Raw genomic sequence first — 10217 nt, forward strand, 5'->3', positions numbered from 1 at the left:
GACGCCATGATTATCTATGACGGTGTTTATAAATGGGACGGCAAGCAGCGCGGGGGAGAAACCCCTGTATGCTGGTGGCCGGGAGAATATCACATCCGCATCATTAAACTGAATTCAGAAACCCCTGACATCCATTTCCTTAAAGACCATGCTGTATTATGTCAGAACATGGGAAAGGGAACATCCATACAGAACTATGTCCAGAACTTTGCCCGCCTTGTTTCCATTAAGTATGACCTTCAAATGGAAAAAACCATGTGGGTGGAATTTTTGAAAATTCCCCGAAAGGAAATCATGGTGGCCAATATGGACCGGGTGGCAGATATGGCAGGAAAAGGCCTTTTCAAGCCTTCCTGGCGTCCCATTCTCCCCAATGAAAAAACCATTCTCTCCCCTTATTTTGACGGGTTTGACGAAAAATAGGAGGCTTTTTTCGTTGACAAAGGCCTTGGTCGATAACATCAACAACAAAAGCCTGAGCCCATCGGTACATTTAAAAATGCCGGCTTTGAAATGAAGCCCGAAAGTTGAGTTAGAAAATAAAACTTCCGGGCAACCTCAGCAAAGCCGCCCCCCCGACGGGTAATAGGAACCGGACAATTGAGCTGTCTACAGTTCCTGTCCGGGCCCATTGCCCGTCGGGGGGGCGGCGGTATAATACCATTTGACTCCGCGTCTACGACCCTATATCTGTTGTGTCCCACAGGACATACCTGTTCTATATGGAACAGCGTCCTGAGAATTCCAAGATAACCATACGGACGTTAATCAAACAATTACAAAATAATTTTTAACATCCGACGCAGGGGTTCAGCAGCACCCCATAACAGTTGATCCCCCACAGAAAAAGCCGTGAGATAATCATCTCCAAGAATCATCTTTCGAATACGTCCCACAGGAACGGTGAGCGTTCCGGTGACAGCAGCAGGCGTTAAATCAGTAATGGTCTGCTCTTTGATGTTGGGAACCACTTTGACCCAGTCATTATTTTTGGCCAGCATGGCATTAATATCATCCAGGGGCACATCTTTTTTCAGCTTGATGGTAAAAGCCTGGCTGTGACAGCGCATGGCACCGATTCTGACACACTGACCGTCAATGGGAACCGGATTTTCTGATCGCCCCAGAATTTTATTGGTTTCCACACCGCCCTTCCACTCTTCACGGGTCTGACCGTTATCCATGGCCCGGTCAATCCAGGGAATCAGGCTGGCCCCCAGGGGAACGCCCCAGTTATCGGTGGGGAAAGTGCCGGATCTAAGGGTATCGGTAACGTTTCGATCAAGGTCCAGGGCTGATGCCGTGGGGTTGTTGAGGATATCTGATGCCGTATCACCAATGTTTTTCATCTGTGACACCAGTTCCTTCATATTCTTGGCTCCGGCACCCGAGGCTGCCTGGTAAGTCATGGAGGTGACCCACTCCACCAGATCATTTTCAAACAAGCCTCCCAATGCCATGAGCATGAGAGAAACCGTACAGTTACCGCCAATGTAATTCTTAACACCGTTGTTCAAGGCCTGGTCAATGACCTTACGGTTCACCGGATCCAAAATGATGATACTCTTATCATCCATTCTCAAGGTGGAGGCAGCATCAATCCAGTAACCGTCCCATTGCCTGGCTTCCAGTTCAGGGCGAACAGCTTCGGTGTAGGAACCGCCCTGGCATGATACAATAATATCCATGGCCATCAGGGCATCTATGTTATGGGCATCCACAAGGGGTGGCGTCTCCACCCCTACATCCGGCCCTTTTTCTCCCTCCTGGGAGGTGGTGAAAAAAAGAGGTGTCACCCCCTTGAAATCATTTTCTGCAATCATCCGTTCCATAAGGACAGATCCCACCATCCCCCGCCATCCGACAAAGCCGACTTTTTTCATTTTATGTTCCTCATTTCTATTTTTTAAATTCATTGAAAGCGATGATCCTGCATAGGTTTACCACACATTAATACCCCATGGCAATTTTCAAATAACGGACATGCCCTGTGGGACACAACAAATATAGGGTCGTAGACGCAGAGCCAAATGGTATTTGGCCGCCACCCTCGGCATGAAAAAAAGTTAAATTGACATTCCACTAAAAACATGTGCAATAAAGAGAGGCATGGCGATATGAATCATGGCGGACATTGCGCCCATCGTGGCGCCCCATCGTGAAAAATCAAACATACAAAATTGAGGATGCCTGTGACACCATATGGCCCCACAAAAAATCACTCTCCTTTTGCCCCCCGACATATGATCATTCCCCTTTTTTATGCCACAATATTATCGTTGTTATTATTGTGTACCCTTCCCCGGAATGCCTGGAGTGAAACCGGTAATCCATGGGCCCACAGTCTCTATTTTGAAAATGATCTTTTCACAGGGACAGACAGCAATTACACCAATGGGGTAAAATACGTTTTGATCTCTCCAGATCTATCTCCCAAAGCAAAAAAAATGGGGAAAATGCCCAAAAAAATGCTGGGGTACATCCACAAAATTCCCTTTATTAAAAACACCCCACCCCAGACATCCCACAAGGTGGAATTTGCCCTGGGGCAAAATATGTACACACCATCGGATATCAGTATCTATGAACTCATTGAAACCGACAGACCCTATGCCGGGTGGACCTATTTTGCCACAGCCTATCACAACAAGAGTCTGATTTCCGCCCGGAAATCGGTCATGGACACGCTGGAGATTCAACTGGGCATTATAGGGCCTGCCTCCCTGGCAGAACAAAGCCAGAAGTTCATTCATAAAATACGGGACCTTGACAGGCCCAACGGCTGGGATAATCAGCTCTCCAACGAGCCCGGCGTGGTCATGGCATGGGAAAGAAAATGGCTCTATCATCCCGTGGAAAAAGGATTTGGCTGGGATACTATTTTCCATTCCGGCTTTACCCTTGGCAATGTATCCACCTATGTTAACGGCGGAATGGAGCTGAGGCTGGGCTGGAATATTCCCAGAACCTTTGGGGTATCCCTTATCCGGCCCGGGGGAAGTACCCGGATGAATCAAAGTCAGCGCCCGGGGGTTTATCTTCTCGGAGCTGTGGACGGTCGCTGGGTGGCAAGGGATATTTTTCTGGACGGCAATACGTTCAGAAAAAGCCACAGCGTGGAAAAAGAACCCTGGGTGGCAGAGGGTGCCATTGGATTGGCATTGAACTACAATCAATTCATGATCACCCTCACCCATGTGTTGCGAACCCGCAGATTTCAAGAGCAGCCTGACAGCCATTCCTTTGGTGCCATCAGTATTTCATGGTTTTTTTAAAAAAATGACACCAATGCACAAAAAATTATCAAAGCCCCACAGAAGCCAGATCCGGGCCAAGGTATTTTCGTTCTCCGGGCCCCAGTATCCCCAGGGACAGGCACAGGACGGTCCAAAGATGAACGGTGTAAAAACCTGCCCCATGATGACGCCCCAGATCATTTATCTGACGAAAACAACTGTTACAGGGAGTGATGCAATAGGAAGCTTCTGTTTTAAGAATTTGATCTAATTTGATTTTTCCATAATCTCTCCGTCCTTCAATAAAACCGGAATCAAGGGCACCACCACCGCCGCCACAACAATAGTTTTGCGCCCCTCCTGGAGACATATCAACAAAATTTTCCTCTCCAACAGCCTGTTTCACCACAACCCTCAGGGACTTTGCAATGTCTGTTCTGTCCCGGGTAAGCTGGCATGGGTCCTGGACCGTAAACCTGACTTTCAGATTTCGGTTCCAATCCGATGTTACCCGCAGACGTCCCTGGCGAATCCACTTAGCATAATACTCGATGATGCTTTTAACTTTAAAGTTGTGATTAATCTTAAAGCGTTCAAGCCCCCGCATCATGGCCCAGTTGTCATGGCCGCATTCGGTGTTTAAAAGGACTTTACATCCAAGTTCTTCCACTGCCCGGGCCCTCAGTCGAACCATTTTTTCCCAGGCGTTAATATCCCCGATATACATACAGGCATTATCTGCGGCCCATGCCGATGATCCGTAGGTCCAATGGACCCTGGAAAGATGTAATATTTTCCATAGGGGCGGCATCTCTTCGGGTTCTGTTAACGGGATATGGGAACTCTGGATTAAAAAGAAATCAGCCCCTTTTTTATCCACCGGAACTGCCAGGGATTCAAACCCTTCCTGGTTATTACGTGCATCATCAGCAGTGTCTTCAATGATAAATCGCCAGTCAACCCGATCCACACCCAGGGAAGAGCCGGTATCTGTCCCAAGGCAGTCTTGACAAAGTTCCATTAAAGAAACAGGTTTAGCAGCAGCATCCCAATGGATTCTAACCAAAAACACCAGCCTGGAAATATGAATATTCATGGGACAAGCCAGAACACAGCGATTACAAAGGGTGCAAACCCACACCCATGGATTGTCCAACAATTCATTATCCAGTCCCATGGCCACCATTCTGACCAGCTTTCTGGGGTCCATGTCAAAAACACCGCTGGCCGGACATCCTGAGGCACAGGCCCCACACTGGAGGCAAATATCAGGTTGGCCCGAATCCGGTGCTGTCTCCCTGAAATAATCCCTGAGCAGGGGTACGTCATCCCGCACATCCAAGTCCAGTGGGAACGCTTCATCCCTGTCTATACTTTTTAAATTTTCATCACCCTTGCCAGGGTTCTGGACAGAATCTTTCATCCATGTCTCTCCCGGGGTCCCAGTTTTTTTAACTTTAATGCAAACTCACTGACCGTATTGGCAAAAAGAGCCGCCTGGGCAGAAGATATCCAGCAGGATTGAAATCGCCGGGGATCAATGCCATGATCCGGCAATACCAGGGACAAGGTGTCTGCCCTTGCCATGGCTGTTTCATTTCCTGTGAGATAATGACATTCACCGGAATGACACCCCATCACCATGACACCGTCAGCCCCCCGGTCAAAGGCTTCCATGATATAATCCGGGTGAACCATACCACTGCACATCACCCGGATGGAACGAAACCCCACAGGATACTGAAGTCTTGTCACACCGGCCAGATCTGCACCGGCATAGGCACACCAGTTACACAAAAATCCAATGATCACCGGTTCAAATAAAATTTGCTGTTTTTCTTCACAGAAAAGTACAGGTTTATCTGCATCTGTTAAATTATAGGACACCGATTTAATCTGGGCCTGGATCTGTTTACGTGTAAAGCCATGCACCATGACACCCCGGGTGGGACAGGTGGCTGCGCAGATGCCACACCCCCTGCACAAGGCCGCATCAATGAAGATGCATCGCTCCATGGCGTATTCATCCGGCCCCTGGGAAGCATCACTTCTCAACGGGGCAAAGGGCCCAAAAGAGATGGCATTAAAAGGACAGACATCCACACAAAGCCCGCACCCGTCACAATGTGTGGTCACAAACGCCTTCACAGCCCCAGACACGATTTCCCCCCGGGAAAGCAACAAAAAAGCCCGGTAAGCTGCGGCCTTTGCCTCTTCAATGGATTCATCCATGGGCTTTGGATAGTTACACAAACCGGCCAGAAAGAGTCCTGCAACAGAAAGATCCACCGGCCGCAGCTTGGGATGGGCACCGTTTAAGAAACCGTCGGGGTTTACATCCACCTTAAAAAGATCTGCCGGATTTTTACTCCCATGGGCCTCCACCCCCGATGCCAGGACCACATAATCTGCCCTGATTTTCACCGGACGATGAAGAACCGGATCACACAGAAAAACCGTAAGTTTTTTCCTGCCCCTGCTTATCCTGGGTTTTTCATCCACGTCATATCGAATGAACATCACCCCAAGGGCTCTTGCCTCTGTGTAGATCGATTCCCACTGCCCATAGGTCCTCATGTCCCGGTAAAGCACAGACACCTTGATATCTGCATTTATCTTTTTTAAATGAATGGCGGTTTTCACCGAATGAATACAGCACACCCGGCTGCAATAAGGACGATCGGGCTCCCGTGATCCCACACATTGAATAAAAACAATATGCCGGGCCCGGCACACAGTGGGCACATGTGCAAGCACCCTGTGCCCAAACTCCAGCTGCGTCATCACCCTTGGCTCTGTGCCATAAAAATATTCCCGGGGAACCGCTTCCTTTGCACCCACAGCCATCACAGCCGCACCAAAATTAATTTTCACATTTTTCCCGTCCACACAAATCACACCACAAAATTTCCCCACGGAACCGGACACCGCCACCAGATTTGTATTTCGACATATCGTGACATTGGGATGATCTGAAACCCCTTTAATCACCTCGTCCAGCATGGATAAAACAGACGGTTGATTCTTATCACAGGTTGAAAGGCTCAAGGCATTGCCCCCCAGATAATCCCAATGTTCAATAAGAATAACGTGAATACCAAGGTGGGCAAGGGTCCATGCGCATATCATTCCCACCATGCCAGCCCCCACCACCAAAACCTTTGGGGTTACCTGTTTGCGTTCCGGGGAAAGAGGATAATGATGACTCACCCGGGCCACGGCCATCTGGACCTGATCTTTGGCCTTGGATGTGGCGGCACGTTTCTGGTTTTTATGAACCCAGGCATTCTGGTTACGAATATTTGCCATCTCAAGCATAAAAGCATTTAATCCCGAGCGCTTCAATGTGGTCTGGAATAAAACTTCATGGGTCCTGGGAGAACAAGAGGCAATGACAATGCGATTGAGTTTAACTTTTTCAATTTTTTCCTTAATACCCATCTGGGCATCCACGGAACAGGCAAAAGAAGAATTTTCAACCCACACCACATGGGGAAGACGGGCAGCATAGGCAGCCACAGATTCCACATCCACCACCCCGGCAATATTATTGCCACAGGCACAGATAAAAACCCCCACCCTGGGCACCTTTGTCACAATATCCCGCTCTTTGGGATAAATCGCACCGGTGGTGAGGGATTCCCGGGCCTTCATGAGCAATGCTGCCACGGAAGCAGCAGCCGCAGATGCCTGGGTGACACATCTGGCAATGGATTTGGGGGATTGAAAGGCACCAATGGCATAAACCCCCTTTGAAGCAGTTTCCAATGAACTAAAAAAAGGGGTGACAGCAAAACGATGCTCATCCAGTTCAATGCCAAAGAGTCGGGACAGATGCTCTATATCCCCGGGGGATTCAAAGCCTGTGGAAAGCACGACCATATCAAAATCTTCATGGTGGATTTCCCCCTTTTCATCAATGTAGCGCATGACCACACCGGTACCGTCTGCCCCAGGCTCCACAGAGTGGGGAAATGCTCTGACAAAGCGCACATTATCATTCTTTGACCTTTCAAAAAAACGCTCAGAATCCTTTCCATGGCTCCGCAAATCAAGAAAAAATATGGTGCGGTCCACCCTGTGCGTCCCAAAAATTTCCTGGGAGCCCAAGGCCTGTTTAACCGCCACCATGCAGCAAATACTGGAACAATAGGAATTACCGCAATTATTTCGATTTCTGGACCCCACACATTGCAGCCAGGCAATTTTCCGGGGTCTTGTGTGATCCGACGGACGCACCAGGTTACCTTGACAAGGCCCGTTAATCCCCAGAAGCCTTTCATATTCAAAGCTGGTCACCACATCTTTAATTTTTCCGTATCCATACACCCCATGGGAGGATGGTTCAAAGGGTTTAAACCCGGGGGCCAGTATCACAGCCCCCAAATGCAATGTCACGGTCTCTTCTTTTTGATGGAAATCAACGGCACCGGTGGGGCAAAACGTCTCACATGCCCGGCACTTTCCATGGGTGAAATAGAGGCAGGCAGAGGCATCAATAACATATTGCCGGGGAACGGACTGCTCATATTTAATGTAAACGGCTTTGCGTTTGCTGATATGACAATTAAATGGGTCATTCACATGAACAGGGCATCTTTCAGCGCACACACCACAGGCAATGCATTTCTCTGTGTCAATATAACGGGGTTCTTTTTTTATGGTAATGGTGAAGTTGCCGGCCTGTCCCTGTACACTTTGCACCCGGGCCAAGGTAATGAGTTCAATATTTTGATGCGCTGCACATTTCACCTGTTCCGGCAAAAGCATGCAGGAGGCGCAGTCATTGGTTGGAAAAACCTTATCCAGCTGCCCCATGGTGCCGCCAATGCCGGATGTTTTTTCAATGAGATAGACATAATATCCGCCATTGGCAAGATCCAGGGCAGCATGGATACCGGCAATCCCACCCCCCACCACCATCACCGCCCCCATGGCCCGGGGCAAGGAAGAAAATCCTTTTGTAAAAATCTTTCCGGCAACCGATTCCTGTTTTAAATCCCCGGCCATCTGTTTTAATTTGAATGATGACCCGGAATTGCTCAATGACTTATCTCTTAGATCCCCCTCCACAATGTTCATGATCACATCATGGGGAATCTTTTTAGCTTCACAAAAACGGATAAATTCCTTTTTTGCCACAGTATAGCGTTTGGCAGTGGTTGCTTTGGCCGGAAAAGAACCTTTTTTAATCCAGTTTGTGATGGTATTTCGATGGACACCCAGTTGTTTTGCAAGGGTTCCCACCTTAAAGGTCAACATGAGTTTTGCCCCGTTTTATCCTTAAATAAAATACACTTCCAATCAAAATACAAAAAAACTAAAGAATTCATGTCAGCAGTTTTTTTATCGCCTCCATGTATGCATTAAGCCCCCGCATGAAAATATCATTGTGATTGGCACCGGGAATTTCCAAAAGGTATTTATCTGAAGCAGGACAGGCATCAAAGAGATCCTGCCCATCGGAAAAAGGAATGATATGATCAAACTGGGCATGGATAATCAGGGTGGAACCCATCCATCCTCTTATTTTTTCAAGATTTCCAAATCCCCGGTTTTCATGAAAATCAATTATCCCGGGATCAATACCCAGCACCTCTAACAATTTCCCGGCATGGGCAAAACCGCTTTCAATGATGAGATTTTCAAAACCGGGGGTGGGTTGTGATGCAAGTTCCAGGGCAGAAGCGCTGCCAAGGGACCTGCCCATGATGGTCAACGGGCCTGTAAACTCGTTTTCTCCCAGGTATCCCTGGACAAAATCAAAAATTTCATGACAATCTGCCATCATTGAGGCAACCGTGGGGGAACCGGTGGAGCGACCATACCCCCTGTAATCCACCACCACAAAATTAATGCCCATACCATTATAGAGCTTTCCCAGCTCATCGTAATCGGAAACGATTTCCCCATTTCCGTGAAAAAATAAAATAGTGGGAAATTCTTTGTTGCACATATGAAAGCAGGCACCAATGTGAATGTTGTCCGCCACAGGTATCAACAGATCTTTATCCGTTATTTTTCTGAAGTGCTCTTCCTGTCTGGGATGAAAAATATGGGCCAGCACCATGGGATGATCCAGCACACTATAATCAGGATTTATTTTTTCAGACATGGTATTCTCCTATTTTATGAGGGAAAAGGCTGAACCGTCATAATAGCAAATTAAACACCATTGATGAACCCCAATAAATTATGAATGAAAAATGCCGTCAATCTCCTGACCCTTTATAAGGTAGACTTGGTATATAATTGCCATGGGCAGACCTTGTTTTGATCCGGTCCTGCTCACAACAAAGGTAGAAATACTCCACAGATTTGTGGAGTGTTTCATATAAACGGGCATGTCCTGTCGGACACAACGAATAGTGGAAATATGAAGTGTGCTTGTATTAAAATATCCTTTTCCCCAAACAAAAAAGCCCTGACCATTATAAAATAATGATCAGGGCTATTTAAAAAGATAATCCGGCGGCGTCCTACTCTCCCACACAGCTGCCCGTGCAGTACCATCGGCGCTAAGGTGCTTAACTTCCGTGTTCGGGATGGGAACGGGTGTGGCCACCTTGCCATCGCCACCGGATTAAACTGGATCGGATCATGCATGACCGGGAGTAAGGTTCTACTCATTTATAAATCACTGCGGGTTATTTCCCGGGCGTGTGCAGTACACACGTTTATATGATCAGCAATTCATAACCGTCATTCAAGTCCGTATATTTTTATTGTCACAGTAAATTATGGGCTGTCATCTTCATTCTCAAAATTTTCTCTCAATATCTTTGACAACCATATCATAACCGCCACGGTCAGACCTTATTTTCAGCTTGATCTGAGCACAACAAATCATGAAAGTTCAGCAAGAATTTCTTACAAAATATATTCACATTAAAACGTTTAAACTTCTTTATGGTTTAAGAAGTGGCTAAGCCTCACGACCTATTAGTATCGGTTAGCTGAACACATTACTGTGCTTACACA

General features: G+C 47.4%; 7 protein-coding genes and 1 rRNA gene. 2 read left to right on the forward strand and 6 right to left on the reverse strand.

Features of this window, described 5'->3' with window-relative positions; genetic code table 11:
* Window positions 1-6: 6 nt before the first annotated feature.
* Complete coding sequence (locus tag B9A32_RS17005) at window positions 7-423, forward strand: hypothetical protein (RefSeq protein WP_084071166.1); 417 nt, start codon at window positions 7-9, stop codon at window positions 421-423.
* 353 nt (window positions 424-776) lie between these two features.
* Here B9A32_RS17005 and asd read toward each other — a convergent pair whose 3' ends face one another.
* Entirely contained in the window at window positions 777-1883 is a 1107-nt protein-coding gene (asd, locus tag B9A32_RS17010; RefSeq protein WP_084071172.1) for an aspartate-semialdehyde dehydrogenase, read from the reverse strand.
* A 360-nt stretch (window positions 1884-2243) separates the two neighbouring features.
* Here asd and B9A32_RS17015 point away from each other — a divergent pair, with 360 nt between their 5' ends.
* Window positions 2244-3275: a lipid A deacylase LpxR family protein gene (locus B9A32_RS17015; protein ID WP_212637985.1), complete on the forward strand. Its 1032-nt coding sequence runs from the start codon at window positions 2244-2246 to the stop codon at window positions 3273-3275.
* A 28-nt stretch (window positions 3276-3303) separates the two neighbouring features.
* On the opposite strand, the gene B9A32_RS17020 is transcribed toward B9A32_RS17015, so the two are convergent.
* The 5 genes from B9A32_RS17020 to rrf all read right to left on the reverse strand — a co-directional run bounded on the left by B9A32_RS17020 (window position 3304) and on the right by rrf (window position 9819).
* On the reverse strand, window positions 3304-4659 hold the full coding sequence (locus tag B9A32_RS17020; RefSeq protein ID WP_084071168.1) for a (Fe-S)-binding protein: 1356 nt from the start codon (window positions 4657-4659) through the stop codon (window positions 3304-3306).
* Complete coding sequence (locus tag B9A32_RS17025; RefSeq protein ID WP_332308533.1) at window positions 4656-8171, reverse strand: hydrogenase iron-sulfur subunit; 3516 nt, start codon at window positions 8169-8171, stop codon at window positions 4656-4658. The genes B9A32_RS17020 and B9A32_RS17025 overlap by 4 nt, the downstream gene beginning before the upstream one ends.
* Before the next feature lie 394 nt (window positions 8172-8565).
* Window positions 8566-9351: an alpha/beta hydrolase gene (locus B9A32_RS17030; RefSeq protein ID WP_084071170.1), complete on the reverse strand. Its 786-nt coding sequence runs from the start codon at window positions 9349-9351 to the stop codon at window positions 8566-8568.
* Window positions 9352-9429: 78 nt separating this feature from the next.
* Window positions 9430-9570, reverse strand: a complete 141-nt coding sequence (locus tag B9A32_RS21900) for a hypothetical protein (RefSeq protein ID WP_212637986.1) — start codon at window positions 9568-9570, stop codon at window positions 9430-9432.
* 132 nt (window positions 9571-9702) lie between these two features.
* Window positions 9703-9819, reverse strand: a 5S ribosomal RNA gene (gene rrf, locus B9A32_RS17035).
* Window positions 9820-10217: the final 398 nt, after the last annotated feature.

The sequence above is a fragment of the Desulfocicer vacuolatum DSM 3385 genome, assembly GCF_900176365.1.
GTDB classification, from domain to species: Bacteria; Desulfobacterota; Desulfobacteria; order Desulfobacterales; family Desulfobacteraceae; genus Desulfocicer; species Desulfocicer vacuolatum.